Source organism: Sphingomonas sp. TX0543 (genome assembly GCF_048565505.1).
Taxonomy (GTDB): Bacteria; Pseudomonadota; Alphaproteobacteria; order Sphingomonadales; family Sphingomonadaceae; genus Sphingomonas.
Genome location: NZ_JBLZUS010000002.1, coordinates 2816847 through 2832186 on the forward strand (window position 1 = coordinate 2816847; position 15340 = coordinate 2832186).

Annotated in this window: 18 protein-coding genes; 9 read left to right on the plus strand and 9 right to left on the minus strand. The window is 64.9% G+C overall.

Features of this window, described 5'->3' with window-relative positions; genetic code table 11:
- Nucleotides 1-318: 318 nt before the first annotated feature.
- Both ACM61V_RS14105 and ACM61V_RS14110 read left to right on the plus strand, forming a co-directional pair.
- Nucleotides 319-2067, plus strand: coding sequence for an ABC transporter permease (locus ACM61V_RS14105; protein WP_137786299.1), 1749 nt, complete (start codon nt 319-321; stop codon nt 2065-2067).
- 22 nt (nt 2068-2089) lie between these two features.
- Entirely contained in the window at nt 2090-3403 is a 1314-nt protein-coding gene (locus tag ACM61V_RS14110) for an AAA-associated domain-containing protein (protein WP_137786300.1), read from the plus strand.
- Nucleotides 3404-3715: 312 nt separating this feature from the next.
- Here ACM61V_RS14110 and ACM61V_RS14115 read toward each other — a convergent pair whose 3' ends face one another.
- Complete coding sequence (locus tag ACM61V_RS14115; protein ID WP_137786301.1) at nt 3716-3967, minus strand: DUF2171 domain-containing protein; 252 nt, start codon at nt 3965-3967, stop codon at nt 3716-3718.
- A gap of 71 nt (nt 3968-4038) precedes the next feature.
- Between ACM61V_RS14115 and ACM61V_RS14120 the strand changes: the two genes are divergently transcribed.
- The 5 genes from ACM61V_RS14120 (at nt 4039) to ACM61V_RS14140 (ending at nt 6404) form a co-directional block, all read left to right on the plus strand.
- Nucleotides 4039-4356, plus strand: coding sequence for a hypothetical protein (locus tag ACM61V_RS14120; RefSeq protein ID WP_171007541.1), 318 nt, complete (start codon nt 4039-4041; stop codon nt 4354-4356).
- Nucleotides 4353-4553, plus strand: coding sequence for a hypothetical protein (locus ACM61V_RS14125; protein WP_137786302.1), 201 nt, complete (start codon nt 4353-4355; stop codon nt 4551-4553). The genes ACM61V_RS14120 and ACM61V_RS14125 overlap by 4 nt, the downstream gene beginning before the upstream one ends.
- The gene (locus ACM61V_RS14130) at nt 4550-4816 is read left to right on the plus strand and encodes a hypothetical protein (protein ID WP_137786303.1); all 267 of its coding nucleotides are present in this window, start codon (nt 4550-4552) and stop codon (nt 4814-4816) included. The genes ACM61V_RS14125 and ACM61V_RS14130 overlap by 4 nt, the downstream gene beginning before the upstream one ends.
- A gap of 5 nt (nt 4817-4821) precedes the next feature.
- Nucleotides 4822-5886, plus strand: a complete 1065-nt coding sequence (locus ACM61V_RS14135) for a ribonucleotide-diphosphate reductase subunit beta (protein ID WP_137786304.1) — start codon at nt 4822-4824, stop codon at nt 5884-5886.
- Nucleotides 5887-6197: 311 nt separating this feature from the next.
- Nucleotides 6198-6404: a hypothetical protein gene (locus ACM61V_RS14140; RefSeq protein WP_137786305.1), complete on the plus strand. Its 207-nt coding sequence runs from the start codon at nt 6198-6200 to the stop codon at nt 6402-6404.
- Between the two features lie 90 nt (nt 6405-6494).
- On the opposite strand, the gene ACM61V_RS14145 is transcribed toward ACM61V_RS14140, so the two are convergent.
- Nucleotides 6495-7103, minus strand: a complete 609-nt coding sequence (locus ACM61V_RS14145; protein WP_137786306.1) for an opacity protein — start codon at nt 7101-7103, stop codon at nt 6495-6497.
- 205 nt (nt 7104-7308) lie between these two features.
- Nucleotides 7309-7623, minus strand: a complete 315-nt coding sequence (locus ACM61V_RS14150) for an HNH endonuclease (protein WP_249341491.1) — start codon at nt 7621-7623, stop codon at nt 7309-7311.
- Between the two features lie 122 nt (nt 7624-7745).
- Between ACM61V_RS14150 and ACM61V_RS14155 the strand changes: the two genes are divergently transcribed.
- Nucleotides 7746-8486 carry an SDR family NAD(P)-dependent oxidoreductase gene (locus ACM61V_RS14155; protein ID WP_137786308.1) on the plus strand — a complete coding sequence of 247 codons (741 nt, stop codon included), beginning with the start codon at nt 7746-7748 and terminating at the stop codon, nt 8484-8486.
- Nucleotides 8487-8494: 8 nt separating this feature from the next.
- Here ACM61V_RS14155 and cysQ read toward each other — a convergent pair whose 3' ends face one another.
- Nucleotides 8495-9331, minus strand: coding sequence for a 3'(2'),5'-bisphosphate nucleotidase CysQ (gene cysQ, locus ACM61V_RS14160; protein ID WP_137786309.1), 837 nt, complete (start codon nt 9329-9331; stop codon nt 8495-8497).
- 133 nt (nt 9332-9464) lie between these two features.
- On the opposite strand from cysQ, the gene ACM61V_RS14165 reads away from it, so the two are divergent.
- Nucleotides 9465-9848, plus strand: coding sequence for a VOC family protein (locus tag ACM61V_RS14165; protein WP_137786310.1), 384 nt, complete (start codon nt 9465-9467; stop codon nt 9846-9848).
- A gap of 50 nt (nt 9849-9898) precedes the next feature.
- Here the strand turns inward: ACM61V_RS14165 and ACM61V_RS14170 are convergent, their stop codons facing one another.
- Genes ACM61V_RS14170 through ACM61V_RS14190 form a run of 5 tightly spaced genes read right to left on the minus strand, consistent with a single transcriptional unit; the run spans nt 9899 to nt 15317 of the window.
- Nucleotides 9899-11254 (minus strand): cytochrome P450, encoded by a 1356-nt coding sequence (locus ACM61V_RS14170; RefSeq protein WP_137786311.1) that lies wholly within the window; start codon nt 11252-11254, stop codon nt 9899-9901.
- Between the two features lie 11 nt (nt 11255-11265).
- The gene (locus ACM61V_RS14175; protein ID WP_137786312.1) at nt 11266-12246 is read right to left on the minus strand and encodes an alpha/beta fold hydrolase; all 981 of its coding nucleotides are present in this window, start codon (nt 12244-12246) and stop codon (nt 11266-11268) included.
- On the minus strand, nt 12243-13313 hold the full coding sequence (locus tag ACM61V_RS14180) for a zinc-binding dehydrogenase (RefSeq protein ID WP_137786313.1): 1071 nt from the start codon (nt 13311-13313) through the stop codon (nt 12243-12245). Before ACM61V_RS14180 ends, ACM61V_RS14175 begins: the two co-directional genes overlap by 4 nt.
- 1 nt (nt 13314) lies before the next feature.
- Nucleotides 13315-14109, minus strand: coding sequence for a glutathione S-transferase family protein (locus ACM61V_RS14185; protein ID WP_137786314.1), 795 nt, complete (start codon nt 14107-14109; stop codon nt 13315-13317).
- The gene (locus ACM61V_RS14190) at nt 14106-15317 is read right to left on the minus strand and encodes an LLM class flavin-dependent oxidoreductase (RefSeq protein WP_212742177.1); all 1212 of its coding nucleotides are present in this window, start codon (nt 15315-15317) and stop codon (nt 14106-14108) included. The genes ACM61V_RS14185 and ACM61V_RS14190 overlap by 4 nt, the downstream gene beginning before the upstream one ends.
- Nucleotides 15318-15340: the final 23 nt, after the last annotated feature.

Genomic DNA, 15340 nt, shown 5'->3' on the forward strand with positions numbered 1-15340 from the left:
CCCTGCCGAGCGTCCGGCACCGGCCACCGCTTGGGAGCGTGCCGGATCTAACCGCCATTTCAACGCGGCGATCGATCACCGGATGACCGGAAATGCGCTCCTCCCACGCAGCGCCACGGTTCCCCGTTGACTCCGCCGCGCGGTCGTCGCAGGGGCGGCGCTGCCGGCGCGTATGTTCGCGCGGGCGATCAGGAAACAACGAACCAAATGCCAAGCGACAGTAGTCGATTGAACGCGCCATCGGGGGCGCCCGGCCGAGCCTGATCGCATCAGTCTCGCCCACGGGTGTCGCCGATGGCGACCGAGACGGGATGAGACATGGACTTCGTACCACAGACCGCACGCGGCCTGCTGAGCCTGTCGCGCCAATGGCGCGGACGAGTCGCGCCAAGTTGGGCGGACGCGATCGCGTTCCTGCTGCTGGCGGGGGTCGCCGTGCTGGTGATCCAGGGCGCGGAAGGCATGGCCGCCCCGCTCGCGCGGCTGAACCTCGCCCCCGTCACGCTCGATCCGGCCAATTTGCCCGGCTATGCGCTGCGCACCACCCTGCGCATGTTCGCGGCGCTGGGGGCCAGCCTGATCTTCACCTTTCTCGTCGCCACGCTGGCTGCCAAGAGCCGCCGCGCCGAGATGGTGATCGTCCCGGCGCTCGATATCCTGCAATCGGTGCCGATCCTGGGTTTCCTGACCTTCACGGTCACTTTCTTCATGGGGCTGTTCCCCGCGCGCCAGTTCGGCGTGGAGCTGGCCGCGATCTTCGCGATCTTCACCAGCCAGGCGTGGAACATGGCGTTCAGCTTCTATCAGTCGCTGCGCGCGGTGCCGGCCGATCTCGAAGAGGTGGCGCAGGGCTTCGCGCTGTCGCCGTGGCGACGGTTCATCCGGCTGGAGCTGCCGTTCGCTACCCCCGCGCTGGTGTGGAACGCGATGATGTCCATGTCCGGCGGCTGGTTCTTCGTCGTCGCTTCGGAAGCGATCAGCGTAGGTGATACGCGGATCATGCTGCCGGGGATCGGATCGTATCTGGCGCTGGCGATCGACCAGCAGGATTTCCGCCACGTCGGCTGGGCGGTGGCGGCGATGGCGGCGGTGATCCTGCTGTACGACCAGTTCGTATTCCGCCCGGTGGTCGTCTGGGCGGACCGGTTCCGCTTCGAACAGACGGCGAGCGCGCACCGGCCGCGTTCATGGGCCTATGATCTGTTCCGCCGCACCCGCCTGCTGCCCGTGGTGTTCGCGCCGCTCACCGGGCTGGGCCGCGCGCTGATGGCGCTCGATCGCCGGCCCGCTCCGCGCAAGCGGCAGATGGCGAGCAGCGACACCGGCGCCGGCCGCTGGCTGTGGCTGGCGATCGTGGCGGGCGGCGTCGGCTGGGCGGTATGGCTGATCGCAACCTATGTGTCGCGCCATCTCGCGCTGGGCGACGTGCTGAGCACGTTCGGGCTGGGGCTCATCACGATGCTGCGCGTGCTGGTGCTGATCGCGCTCGCCAGCGTGATCTGGGTGCCGATCGGCGTGTGGATCGGGTTGCGCCCGCGATGGGCCGAGCGGCTACAGCCGGTCGCGCAATTCCTCGCCGCCTTCCCCGCCAACGTGCTTTTCCCGTTCGTCGTGATCGCGATCGTCCACTGGCGGCTCGACCCCGATATTTGGCTGTCCCCACTGATGGTGCTGGGCACACAATGGTATATTCTGTTCAACGTCATCGCCGGTGCGAGCGCGATCCCGACGGACCTGCGCGAGGCGGCGGGCATGTTCGGCGTGAAGCGCTGGCAATGGTGGCGTACGCTCGCGATCCCCGGCATCTTCCCTTATTATGTCACCGGCGCGCTCACCGCCTCGGGCGGATCGTGGAATGCCAGCATCGTCGCGGAACTGGTGACGTGGGGCGATCGAAAGCTGGCGGCAACCGGCCTCGGCGCCTATATCGCGCAGGCCACCGCGGCGGGTGATTTCCCGCGCGTAACGCTTGGCATCGCGGTGATGTCGATCTTCGTTATCGGTTTCAACCGGCTGCTGTGGCGGCCACTCTACGCTTTTGCCGACCGCCGCCTGCGGCTCGGATAATCCGGATACAGGAGACGCAGACATGGCCACGCTCGCCCGCCTCCCCGCCGCCACGCCGCTCGTCAACGTGGCGGGCGTCCGCCATCATTACGGCAAGGGTGCCAGCGATCTGCTCGTGCTGGAGAATGTCGATCTGACGCTCTACGAGGGCGAGGTGGTCGGGCTGCTCGGCCGCTCGGGTTCGGGCAAGTCCACGTTGCTGCGCTCGATCGCCGGGCTGATCGATCCGAGCGACGGCGAGATCCGGTTCGAGCCGCAGCCGGACGGCAGCGAGCCGACCGTCAGCATGGTGTTTCAGACGTTCGCACTGTTCCCTTGGCTCACCGTTCTCCAGAATGTGGAGCTCGGGCTCGAAGCGCAGCGCGTACCCGCCGAGGAGCGGCGCACCCGCGCACTGGCCGCAATCGACCTGATCGGCCTCGACGGTTTCGAGAACGCCTTTCCGAAGGAGCTGTCCGGCGGCATGCGCCAGCGCGTCGGCCTGGCGCGCGCGATCGTGGTCAATCCCTCGCTGCTGCTGATGGACGAACCCTTTTCCGCGCTCGACGTGTTGACGGCGGAGACGCTGCGTACCGACCTCCTCGATCTGTGGTCCGAAGGACGGATGCCGATCAAGTCGATCCTGATCGTGACCCACAATATCGAGGAAGCGGTGCTGATGTGCGATCGCATCCTCGTCTTCGCCTCCAATCCCGGCCGCATCGCCGCCGAGATCAGGGTGGAGCTGCCGCAACCGCGCGACCGGCTCGATCCTGCTTTCCGTGCGCTGGTCGAGGATATCTACGCCCGGATGACCGCGCGCACCGCCGCGCAGCCCGCGCGCGACGGCCTGTTCCCCGGCACCGGCATCTCGATGGTCTTGCCGGTCGTCTCCACCAACGCCCTGGCCGGGCTGATCGAGGAGGTTGACGCCACGCCCTTCGACGGCCGCGCGGCGATGGCCGACCTTTCCGACCAGTTACAGCTGGAGATCGATGATCTGTTCCCGATGGCCGAGACACTGCAACTGATGCGCTTCGCCGATCTGTCGGGCGGCGATCTGTTGCTCACCCCTGCCGCGCGCCGCTATGCACAGGCCGATACCGATGATCGCAAGGCGATATTCGCGCAGGCGCTGGTCCAGCATGTCCCGCTCGCGCAGCACATCCGGCGCATTCTCGACGAGCGGCCGAGCCACACCGCCCCGGCGCGCCGGTTCCGGGACGAGCTGGAGGATCATATGTCCCCGGATTACGCCGCCGAAACGCTGCGGTCCGTAACGCACTGGTGTCGCTATGCCGAGCTGTTCGCCTATGACGAGGACGCGGATGAGTTCAGCCTGGACAATCCCAGCTGATCGCAGCCAATCGCCTATATCGCGTCGCCTGCGCACGAACGGACACTAGGGATGGTGTTATCCCCAGAAAAAAGCGGCGAAGCGATCCTTTTTGGCATTGGAGGCTGGCGCTCGCCGGGGTAAGCTCCTCCCCGGTTGCGGCGGCAAGGGATTCCCCCGCCGTCTGCCGGGGGGCATGCCATCGGGGAGGCGTCGGCATATGCGTACATCCGCTATTCGCGCAGCGCACCACACCGGATGCTGAAAACCCCGGCCCGCGCCAGGCGAACCGGGGTTTGCGAATCGCCATCGTCGCCGCGGCGACGAATGCGATCAGTTGGCCTCTTCGAACACGTCCTGGGCGTTCTGCCCCGTGGCGGAGAGATGCACAGTATCGCCCTCCACCGACGCGACGAGCCCGGCCGGCAGATAATGATGCTTGGCGCCCTCGCCGCCCGGGCCCTGCGCGCTATCCGCCTTGGTCAGCTTGATACGCTCGCCATCGATATGATCGACCGTGCCGACGTGGACACCATCCGCGCCGACGACCTTCATGTGCGGTTTGATGTTGGTGTGATCGTGCATGACGCGTCTCCATTGCTTCGGTTCGCGGGTAGAACGAGCCTGGCGCCATTTGGATGCGCGGAGGCGACCGCATGATTCACGCCACGATCACGCGCTGGCGCGCGCCCGCGCTGTCCGGCCTGATGCTCCTGCTCGCCGCCTGCGCGCGTCAGGTGCCGGCCGCGGTGAGCCATGCGCCGGACACACCGGGCTTTCTGCTCGGTTTGTGGCATGGGTTCATCTTTCCGGTCGCGTGGGTACTGTCGCTGTTCATGAGCGACGTCGCGGTCTATGCCGTGCCGAACGATGGCGGCTGGTATGATTTCGGCTTTTTCGTCGGCGTGGTGTTCTTCGGTGTCGGCGCGCGCAAGACGCGCACTGTCACGGTCGTTAAGTGGCGCAACGGATGACCTTGGCCGTCATCATCATGTATGCGGTGGCGGCGGTGCTGGCGCTGGTCGGCGCGGGGCTGCTGATTGCGCTGGCGCGGCCGAGTGGGCCGGCGAAGGTCTATGTGTTTCGGATGACCGGCATCATGGCGCTGGCGGCCGGCGCCGTGCTCGCGATGAGCGCGACGGCGATGTGGCGCGGGGGGTTGGAGGGGTGAAGGATATCGGCCTCGCCCTCCCTCTGACGACTCTCGGCCCGATTTTCATGCTGTCGGGGATCGCCAGCGTACGTAAACAGCATTGGCGGGACAGCGTACCTCTGGGCGAGTTACTTATCGATCGCATAGCCGGCGTCGAACCGCCCCCGCGTAATCGACTGGATAGAGGTTTCGCGCGTTTTCAAGCTTGGATGAACATCGTCCTCGGCGCCTTCTTCACTCTCTGCCTCGTGGCAGTCATCATCTCGCTTCTCTCGGAGTAACTCCCATGCCCCTTCTCCAAGCCTCCAAGCAGTACAAGCCTTTCGAATATCCCTGGGCGTTCGAATACTGGAAGCGCCAGCAGCAGCTTCACTGGCTGCCGGAAGAAGTGCCGCTGGGCGAGGATTGCCGTGACTGGGCGCAGAAGCTCACCGATCACGAGCGCAACCTGCTGACGCAGATCTTCCGCTTCTTCACCCAGGCGGATGTCGAGGTGCAGGATTGCTACCACGAGAAATACGGCCGCGTATTCAAGCCGACCGAGATCAAGATGATGCTGACGGCGTTCAGCAACATGGAGACGGTGCATATCGCCGCATACAGCCACCTGCTCGATACCATCGGTATGCCGGAAAGCGAATATGGCGCGTTCCTCGATTATGCGGAGTTGAAGGACAAGCACGATTATCTCCAGCGCTTCGGCGTCGATAACGACGAGGATATCGCGCGCACGCTGGCGATGTTCGGCGGCTTTACCGAGGGTGTTCAGCTTTTCGCGAGCTTTGCGATGCTGATGAATTTCCCGCGCTTCAACAAGATGAAGGGCATGGGGCAGATCGTCTCCTGGTCCGTGCGTGACGAGAGCCTGCACTGCGAAGGCATCATCAAGCTGTTCCACACCTTCACGAAAGAGCGGAACTGCCTCACCAAGGCGGTGAAGGACGATATCGCCGATCAATGCCAGACGACGATCCGGCTTGAAGACAATTTCATCGATCTCGCGTTCGAGATGGGGCCGGTCAACGGCATGACCGCGAAGGACATCAAGCGCTACATCCGCTACATCGCGGACTGGCGGCTCGGGCAGCTCGGGCTCAAGCCGATCTACATGATCGAGGAGCATCCGATCCCCTGGCTCACCCCGTTGCTCAACGGTGTGGAGCACGCCAATTTCTTCGAAACCCGCGCGACGGAATATTCGAAGGCGGCGACGAAGGGCCAGTGGTCAGACGTGTGGGATTCGTTCGACAAGCGCCAGAAGGCCAAGGCTGGCCCGGCCGCGAACGAGGATGCCGGCAGCCGCGACAACGAGGGCGACATGTTTTCGGCCGCGGGCGTTGCGGCGGAGTAACCGTTCGATGAGGCGAGATCGGTAAAACGATCTCGCCCATCCCGGGAATGCCGCTTCCCGCAAAACGGCGCATCGGCGCCAGTTGCGGATCAGAAATGGGGCATCGAACGCCGCGCCATCCGCAGCGCATCGCCTGCCGCTCGACACCTCGAGCCTGTCGGGGGTGATCGACCTGCTCCGATCGGGCGACGGTCGCGGCCATTTCACCTGCGGTCGTCGGGCAGCGGGCAGGCGCATACGTGAACCCTGCCGCAGTCGATGGTCGCCCGGCGCGTAAGAGATCTTAATAATGGTTGGCGCATAGGCGCCTGATGCTACCCTCGCCACGCATCTTTCGCAGTCGCTGGGCCGCACTATTGTGGGCGGGCGGGATCGTCTGGTTCGCGATCGACGTGGCGGACAATGCAAAAAGTGACGCGCCAGCGACCAACACCGCCGCGGTCGCGACCGATGCGACCGGCGCGCCCGTGGATCAGCACGATCTTTCCGTGCTCCAGAATGCGATGCCCGCCAACTGACGCAAAAAAGGGGCGGAGCCGTCGCCGGCTCCGCCCCCCGCCATGCCCGCGCGTTACGCTACACGCGCGGTACTCGCATGACCGCTAAGCTCAGAAGTGCGTGATGACGCCCAGCGTCGGGCGGAAGCTGTGGAAGTCACCAAAGGTGGAAACCTCGCCGCGAAGGCGAAAGCCGCCATTGCCCATCCCAATGTCCTTCGGCCCGACTTCGAAGCCGACGCCATAGGTCCAGTCGTTATAGTGGCGATCGGTGTTTACGCGCTTGTCGAAATTCACCCACTGATAGCCGACCTTGCCGTAGAACAGGCCGCTGTTACCGGCACGAAGCCCGAAGCGGCCAGCCGCGCCATATTCCCAGTTGATGTCGCCGGAGATGCCCTTGGCGACGTTACCTTCCGCGCCGACGAACACCGGTCCGAGCGGAACGTTCACGCCCGCCACGCCCTGAACCAGGCTGCCATTCAGCTTGTTCGAGCGCGACACCTGCGGGATGCCGGCCTTGTTCGGCTCGCTATCGAACTGTTCCCAGCCGCCCATGACGCCGAAATACGGCTCGATGCCGAAAGCTCGCGTGCCATCCGGTGCGGTGGCGGTGCTGGTGGTGTCGGCCGCGGGCGCAGTGCCCGCATCCTGCGCGAGCGCGGGCAGCGCGACAAACGTCGCCGCAGCAGCGGCGGCGGACAGCATGATCTTACGCATGATAATACCTCTTTTACTCTCCCCGGCGGAGTTACGGGGGCGGCTCACCGCCCGCTGCACGGGAACCAACCGAACCCCCCCTCCCGCGGATTGTTGCAGCGCAAGGAGAAAAAAACGGCATCATTTGCAGACTGTTGCCACAATGACACGGTTTCTGTCGCTCCGATGAACCAAATGCGGTGTCCCGGGGCAACCGCTGCGACAATCAGTCGCGGGGACGCGTCGGAGCGTGAAAGTCCGGCGGGCGGCGAACTATCCAGCGCAGGAAACCGCCCAGCGCCGGCTCCATGCGTAGCGCTGCCATGCCGCCGATCCGCGCAAGCTCGGTGTTGCTCCAGGTCGCGTGGATCGCGCGATGGCAGATCGGATGAAGCGGAACCGTCTCACGTCCGCCCTCGCTGCGCGGTACGACATGGTGCCACTCGATACGCGCACCCAGCGGGCGGCGACACAATGCGCAGGTCTCCGCCGCGGGCTTCTCAGCCCCGGTCGCCGCGATCAGCGCCGCCTTTCGCTTCACCCTTCCGCCCATGCACGAATCATAGCAACGCGCGCGCTTGCTTGCACCTTGGCGAAGAACCCGCATAACAAGTGTTACGGAAAAGCCGATCCAAATCGGCCGACGACGGAGAGGAAAGCTCGATGCCCCACCCCCTGTTCGATCTCAGCGGCAAGATCGCACTCATCACCGGCGGATCGCGCGGGTTGGGCCGGGAAATGGCACTCGCTTTCGCGGATGCGGGCGCCGACATCATCATCTCAAGTCGCAAGGCGGAAGCATGTGAAGCCGTGGTGGCGGAGATCGCCGCCAAGGGCCGCCGCGCGCTCGCGCTGCCCGCCCATGCCGGTAAATGGGATGAGATGGACCGCCTTGCGGCAGATGCCTGGGATGCATTCGGCCGGATCGACATCCTTGTGGCCAATGCCGGGATGGGGCCGCTCGTTCCCAGCCACGAAGTGTCCGAGTCTCTGTTCGACAGTGTTGTGGGGCTGAACTTCAAGGGGCCGTTCCGCCTGATCGCCAATATCGCGCACCGCATGACGCAGAATGATGGCGGAACGATCCTGGCCACCTCCTCGATCGCCTCGCTGCGCCCGACGCCGCAGGTCGTACCCTATGCCGGTGCGAAGGCGGCGCTCAACGCGATGGTAGCGAGCATGGCGCACGAATACGGGCCGAAGGTACGCATCAATGCGATCGCGGCCGGCCCGTTCCTTACCGACATCGCCAAGGCATGGACCGAGGATGCGCGCGAACGCACCGACAGCGCGCTGGGTCGCCCCGGTCGCCCGGAGGAAGTCGTCACCAGCGCACTATTCCTCGCCAGCCCGGCATCGAGCTTCGTCACCGGCACCGTGCTCCGCTGCGACGGTGGGTGCTGATCGGGCAATCAACGTGTGACGAAAGGACGGAGCGGCGCCGGATGATAAAGCCCGCAGGCGACAAAGCCGGTGTTGCGGAACCCGGCCTTGCCATAGCGAAACGGCTGGTTGTCCAGATCGACGGTAGTGCCACCGGCAGCTCGCAGCACGGCATCACCGGCGGCGGTATCCCATTCCATCGTCGGGCCGGTGCGGGGATATACGTCCGCCTCCCCGCTCGCGACCAACACGAACTTCAGGCTCGATCCGACAGACACGCAATCGCAGATTCCGCCGGCATCCAGCCATGCGGCGGTGGCAGGATCGACGTGGCTGCGCGAGGCGACGGCGCACGGCGGAACATGAACCGGGCGAACCGAGATCGCCGCCGCGGCGCCCCGCGTCGCGAACGGCGTGCGATCGGCGCGCCACGCGGTCCCAGCGGTCGCATCGCCCCAGTAAAGCGCCTGGCGCGCCGGGGCATAGACCACGCCCATCGTCGGAGCGCCCTGCTCGATCAAGCCGATATTGACCGTGAAATCATCCCCGCGGCGGATGAATTCCTTGGTCCCATCGAGCGGATCGACGAGGAAGAACGCGCCATCCACATCCGGCACGCGCCCCGCCGCGGCCTCTTCCTCTGCCACCACCGGGATATGCGGCGCGATTTCATAAAGGCCGGCGAGAATTGCCGCCTCGGCCGCCTGATCCGCCGCCGTGACGGGCGATTCGTCGGCCTTGATCGTGACGGCCGCGCCCTCGATGAAGTGCCGCCACACGATATCGCCGCCAGCTTCCGCCAGCGCCACCAGCGCGTCCATCAATGTCGCGCGGTCCAGCCCGTCCACGCCCGCTTTGCCCGTCATGTCCATTCCCTGTCGATAGCGGCAAAGCAGACCGCCATGCCAGCAAGCTTTCCTATCCCGCCAGTTCGCGACTATGCGAAAAAGGCTGGTCGCAACCGCACGACTCACACGTTCATTCATAGGAGAGAATGCCATGTTCAGTCACATGATGGTCGGTTCGAACGACATCGATCGTTCGCGCAAGTTCTACGACTCGCTGTTCGGCGCGATCGGCGGCAAGCCGGGTATCCAGGATCCCAAGGGCCGGTTGATCTACATGCACAACGGCAACATGTTTCTTGTCACCCCGCCAATAGACGGGAAGCCCGCGACGCACGGGAACGGCAGCACGATCGGCTTCGCGGTCGACGGGCCGGAACAGGCGAATGCGTGGCACAAGGCCGGTGTGGAAGCCGGCGGGACCGCGATCGAGGATGCGCCGGGCGTCCGTGAAAATCCCGGCATGAACCTCTATCTCGCGTATCTGCGCGATCCGGACGGCAACAAGCTCTGCGCGCTGCACCGTATGCCAGCGTAACGCCGCGGGGCGCCGTGCGCTGCTTGCGCCGGCGCCCCGATGCGAATGCGCTAGGCCGCCTGAGCCGCGCGCTCCGGGGTGAACTCCACCTCCAGCCGGCGTACCGCGTGAACGAAGTTGTTCGGCGCGATATCCATGTCGCCAGTCCAGCGGATATCGGGGAAACGCGTGAAGAGCTGGCGATAGGCCTCCTCGAGCTGCAGCTGCGCGGTCATGCGCCCGATGCAGATGTGCGGGCCATAGCCAAAGGCGATGTTCTTCTCGGCATTGGCGCGTGCGATATCGAACCTGTCGGGATCGGGGAACATGGCCGGATCGCGATTCGCCGCCCCGTAATACATGATGACCTTCTCGCCCTCCGCGATCCGCTGCCCGCCGACCTCGGTGTCGCGCGTCGCCGTGCGGCGCATGTAGATCACCGGCGATACCATTCGGGTAATCTCGTGCACGGCATTGGTGAGAAGCCCGGCGTCCGCCTGCAGCCGCGCCTTCTGTTCGGGATTCTCGGTGAACAGCTTCATTGCGCCCGACAGCGAGTTGCGCGTCGTGTCGTTGCCCGCGAACACGATCAGCAGCCACGCCCCATCGAGATACGGATCGGGCAACGGATCGCCATCCACCACCGCATTGGCGATAGCGCTCATCAGATCCGCTTGCGGGTCCGCCCGCCGCTTCGCCAGCATGAAGCGACCATATTCAAACATTTCGGCGACGTTCTTGTTGAACATTTCGATGAAGGCGGCAATCTGCGGGTTCGGCTCGGAAAGCCCGGCGAGCTGATCGATCTGCTCGGTCGCGACCTGCTGCGCCATTTCCAGGAAATGGATCCAGCCCATGAAGCGCTCGCGATCCTCCGGCGGCACCCCCAGCATCTCGCACAGCGTGAAGATCGGCAGCCGCTGGCTGAATTTCTCCACCATGTCGCATTTGCCGAGCGGGGCCATCGTATCGAGCAGCCGCGTCACCTCTCCCGAAACGCGTTCGCGCAGCGTGCGGATATAACTGGCGGTAAAATACGGCATATGCTCCTTGCGGAGCTGTCGGTGCGGCCGGCCGTCCAGGTTTATCATCGAATTGGTGGAGGCGGAGAAAAGCGTCGGATGCCGCGTTTCCTCCGGCCCGAGCGCCATCAGGATGCCGCCGGTCTCCGAGCTGAACGTTTCGGGATCGCCATTTACCTGCTTCACCTCCTCGAACCCGGTGACCGCCCAGAAGCCTACCCCGCCGCGCGGCAATTCGTGCCACATCACCGGAGCCTCGGCGCGCATCCGGGCGAATTCCGCCCAAGGTTGCCCCTTGGTGAAGGAATAGATGTTCGTCAGGTCCACGTCCGGCAAGGTCGGGTGCACCGGCGGAAAGGTCGGGCCCGGCCGCCCCTCCACGATATGTTCGCTAACGAGCCGCATCTCTTCTCTCCTCAATCGGGGAAGCGGCGCGCGATCCAGTCAAGGATCACACGGCTCACTTCCTCGGGTTTTTCCTGCTGCGTCCAATGCCCCGATCCGGCCACCATATGCCGGTCAAGATCGGGCACATATTTCTCCATCCCATCCGCCATCGACGGCGGCAGGACATGATCGCTTTCGGCGGTAATCATCAGCGCGGGACAATCCACGCGATCAACGATCGCCGACGATCGCTCCCAGTTGCGGGTGAAATTGCGATACCAGTTGATCCCGCCGGTGAAGCCGGTGCGCGCGAACGTTTCGACGAACGCGCCGCGCTCCTCGTCGTCGAGCAACTGATGCTCGTCGCTCGCCGGATCATAATCCTCCAGCATCAGGCCCAGCGCGAAATTCTTCTGTTCGGCCGGCAGCGCGGCGAATTCCGCCGGGCTCATCTCGGGACGACGCATGAAGAAGCGAAACGTCTTGTCGACATCCTTCGCCAGTAATGCATCCGCCTCGCCCGGCTTCTGAAACCAGACGATATACATGTCCTCGCCCATCGCCATCCGCATCAGCGCGATCGGATCGGCCGAAAGGCGCGGAATGAACGGCGTGTTCAGCCCGATCACTCCCGCCACGCGCGCGGGATGGCGCAGCGCCATCTGCCACACGACGAAGCCGCCCCAGTCATGCCCGCAGAACACCGCCCGCTCGATTCCCTTGGCATCGAGCAGCCCGACCAGATCGGCGCAGAGATGCTCCATGTCATAGCTTTCGACCGCGTCGGGCCGATCGGTCAGGCCATAGCCGCGCTGGTCCGGCGCCAGCGCACGGTGGCCGGCAGCGCCAAACGCCGCAAGCTGATGCCGCCACGAATAAGCGAGTTCGGGGAAGCCGTGGCAGAACACCACGGGCATCCCTTCGCCCGCCACGTCATAGCAGGCCATGCGGATGCCGTTCGTCTCGACATGGGTTAGCGGGGGCATCCCTGGAAGTGCGCCCCCGCTCATGGCCGCACCACTATCTTGCACTGCGCCTCCGGGTCGCCGAGCGCGCGGAAGGCGGCGGCCACGCCGTCCAGCCCCACCTCGCCAGTGATCGCTGCACGCACGTCAATCGTTCCCTCCGCGATATGGCGCAGGGTGATCGCGAATTCCTCGGGCGTATAGCCAAGCACGAATTTCAGCTCCAGGCTCTTGTTGATGCAAAGGAACGGCTCGATCGCGTCGGTTTGCATACATACGCCGACGACCAGGATCTGCGTCCCCACCGGCACCGCTTCGATCAGCGACTGGATCACGCCCGGGACGCCGACGCATTCGAACACGACCGCGCGCTTGCCGGCAGCACCACCCATCGCCAGTATGGATCGCTCGGTTCGTGAATGCGGCACGCCCAGCGCGCCCCAGCGCAGATGCGGGTTCTCCACCGCGGGATCGATCGTGACATCCGCGCCGAACGCCTCGGCGATCCGGCGCCGCGCGGGCGAATAGTCCGAGGCCACCACCGGCCCCAGCCCTCGCGCCTTGAGCGCCGCGATCACGGCCAATCCCACAGGGCCACAGCCGATCACCAGGTTAACCGTATCCGGCCCCGCATCGCTTTCTGCGACGGCATGTTCGCCCACCGCGAAGGGTTCGGTCATCGCCGCCTGCACGTCGGACAGACCATTGGGCACCGGCAACAGCATCTGCTCGGTCAGCACCATCGCCTCGCTGAAGCCGCCGGGGAAGCGATTGGAATAACCGATCGTCTCGAAACCCTGCGACGAAACAACGACCGGCATCGCCACGACACGCGTGCCGGCCTTCAGCCGCTTGTCCGTATCCGGCCCGTGATCGACGATCTCGGCGCAGAATTCGTGCCCGAACACGATATCCTGCGCGGGATCGATCAGCCCCGGCTCCCCGATGCGCCGCCCCAGCTCGACCATCTTCTCCATTGAATGGACCGCGTGAAGATCTGAGCCGCAGATGCCGCAGCACAATGTCCTGACCAGCACCTGCCCGGCGCCAGGGGTCGGCTCCCGGAGTGTATCGACGACCAGTTCCGGTCCGCGCCGAACAACCGCGCGCATCTTAGCGCAGATCCGGGGAAAAGCGGATGTTGCCGCGCGCTATGCCTTGGCTGACCACCTCAAGCCCGCCCGATTTTATCATCCACTCCAGCCGGTGATCGCGATATTCGCGCTTGAACAGTCCCTGCTCGAGCAGGGCGGCAACATCGCCCATCCCACCGGCGGAAGCGATCTGCATCGCCTCCTCCATGGTGCGCGCGACCGACGGTCGCGCATTCGCACGGGCGAGCCACTGGCCCAGGCGCGAGCCCGGCATAGGCGAGATACCGTGCCCGACCGATCCATTTACATAGGGAATTACCGAGAGGTCGCCCCAGCCGAAAGTGTCGCCATTGAACCACGCCCCATCACCCAACGTGCGCTCGGCCCAGGCGAAATAGCCACGAACCTGCTCGATCGCGCGTGCGGTCAACGTTTCGCCCAGTTCGCCGGATGCGCGACGGAAATGACGTAATTCGGACAGCCCCCAGTTCACCGCTTCCAGATGCGTATCGACCACATCCTCGATCATCCGCGCTCGCGCGCGATCGATCGCGCGGGCGGGCAGCAGCGGAGGCGTGGGCCATGTATCCTCGATATATTCCAGGATGATCGTCGAATCGAAGATCGCCGCTCCATCATGCTCCAGCGCCGGCACCTCCGCGCGCGGGCTGGCGGCGATGAAATCGCCGGCCGCCCCACCCACGCCAATGCCCCCCGGCACGCGCGTCTCGAACGCGACATCCTTTTCGCGGAGCGCGATCTTCACCTTCTGCGCATAGGGCGACAGCGGGTGATCCCAGAGAATGACGGTCATTCCGCAGCGTCCTGTTTCTTGTCGAGCCCCATCGCCGCCAGGATTTCGGGCCGGATATTTTCCGTCCCTTTTTCCTGGATATGTTGTGCCAGCCGCGCGCCTACCGCGGCCTGCGCCTCTCCGATGAAGCGCGGGCGATTGTCCCGCGCCCACGTCAGCGAGGCATCGCGGCTGGGATTGAGATTCTGGAATTCGGGCATGACGTAACGGGCGATCAACTCGTAGGATTTCTTTTTGTCGTCCCACTCCGCCCAATTGGTATCGAGGGTCAGGAATGCTCCGAACCCTCCGGATTGCTGTTGCAGCCGCGCGATCTGCGCAATCGCGTCCGCCGGCGTGCCAACCACCGCCATGCCGCTCGCGACCAGCGCGTCGATCGGATCGCCATCGGTCGGGGCAAGCGGGAGCGCGGCGACCTCGCGGAAATAATACAGCCAGTCCTCGATACCGAAACGCACCTGCGCCCGCGCCTCCTCGCGCGTGGCGGCGACATGCATCGGGCCGACCAGCCGCCAGGCTTCGCGATTCATCCGCTGGCCGCTTTCGGCCGCCTTTTCCTCCGCGATCGCCCAGTTGGAAGCGAGCGCGTTGAAACCGCCGACCTGCGTCGCACCGATCGACAGGACGCCCACGCCATGCCGCCCGGCCGCCTGCGCGCCGGTCGGGGAGACCTGGCTGGCGACCGCGATCTCCACCGACGGGCGCGTATAGGGCGTCATCTGTAGCCGGGCCTCAGCCAGCTCGAACCAGTCGGTCTTTTTCGTAACGGTCTCGCCACGCAACAGCGGGACGAGCACATCGAGCGCCTCGTCCATCCGGTCGCGCTGCTTCGCCACCGGGATACCCATCATGAACGCGTCCGAGGGCAGCGCCCCCGGCCCCACACCAAACATGACGCGCCCGCGCGTCATGTGATCGAGTTGGTTGATGCGATCCGCCAGAATCAGCGGATGGTGATAGGGAAGTGACGAAACGCCGGTTCCCAGCCTGATGTTTTTCGTGCGCTCGGCGGCGAAAGCGATGAAGAGTTCCGGGCTCGCGATCAGCTCGTAGCCGGCGGAATGATGCTCGCCGATCCACGCTTCGTCATAGCCGAGCTTGTCCAGGTGAACGACGAGATCGAGATCGCGCTCGATCGCCTGCGTGGGATTTTCGCGCAGCGGATGGAACGGTGCGATGAACGTGCCGAATCGCAGCTTCTGCCCCATAATCCCGTCTCTCCTTGCAACAT

Bases quoted from the DNA above. Each gene is read 5' to 3' on its own strand.
- ACM61V_RS14140 (WP_137786305.1), top strand. From the start codon at position 6,198: ATGCTACCCTCGCCACGCATCTTTCGCAGTCGCTGGGCCGCACTATTG.
- ACM61V_RS14145 (WP_137786306.1), bottom strand. From the start codon at position 7,103: ATGCGTAAGATCATGCTGTCCGCCGCCGCTGCTGCGGCGACGTTTGTC.
- ACM61V_RS14180 (WP_137786313.1), bottom strand. From the start codon at position 13,313: ATGCGCGCGGTTGTTCGGCGCGGACCGGAACTGGTCGTCGATACACTC.
- ACM61V_RS14155 (WP_137786308.1), top strand. From the start codon at position 7,746: ATGCCCCACCCCCTGTTCGATCTCAGCGGCAAGATCGCACTCATCACC.
- ACM61V_RS14125 (WP_137786302.1), top strand. From the start codon at position 4,353: ATGACCTTGGCCGTCATCATCATGTATGCGGTGGCGGCGGTGCTGGCG.
- ACM61V_RS14170 (WP_137786311.1), bottom strand. From the start codon at position 11,254: ATGCGGCTCGTTAGCGAACATATCGTGGAGGGGCGGCCGGGCCCGACC.
- ACM61V_RS14135 (WP_137786304.1), top strand. From the start codon at position 4,822: ATGCCCCTTCTCCAAGCCTCCAAGCAGTACAAGCCTTTCGAATATCCC.
- ACM61V_RS14120 (WP_171007541.1), top strand. From the start codon at position 4,039: ATGATTCACGCCACGATCACGCGCTGGCGCGCGCCCGCGCTGTCCGGC.
- cysQ (WP_137786309.1), bottom strand. From the start codon at position 9,331: ATGACGGGCAAAGCGGGCGTGGACGGGCTGGACCGCGCGACATTGATG.
- ACM61V_RS14190 (WP_212742177.1), bottom strand. From the start codon at position 15,317: ATGGGGCAGAAGCTGCGATTCGGCACGTTCATCGCACCGTTCCATCCG.
- ACM61V_RS14185 (WP_137786314.1), bottom strand. From the start codon at position 14,109: ATGACCGTCATTCTCTGGGATCACCCGCTGTCGCCCTATGCGCAGAAG.
- ACM61V_RS14110 (WP_137786300.1), top strand. From the start codon at position 2,090: ATGGCCACGCTCGCCCGCCTCCCCGCCGCCACGCCGCTCGTCAACGTG.
- ACM61V_RS14115 (WP_137786301.1), bottom strand. From the start codon at position 3,967: ATGCACGATCACACCAACATCAAACCGCACATGAAGGTCGTCGGCGCG.
- ACM61V_RS14175 (WP_137786312.1), bottom strand. From the start codon at position 12,246: ATGAGCGGGGGCGCACTTCCAGGGATGCCCCCGCTAACCCATGTCGAG.
- ACM61V_RS14105 (WP_137786299.1), top strand. From the start codon at position 319: ATGGACTTCGTACCACAGACCGCACGCGGCCTGCTGAGCCTGTCGCGC.
- ACM61V_RS14165 (WP_137786310.1), top strand. From the start codon at position 9,465: ATGTTCAGTCACATGATGGTCGGTTCGAACGACATCGATCGTTCGCGC.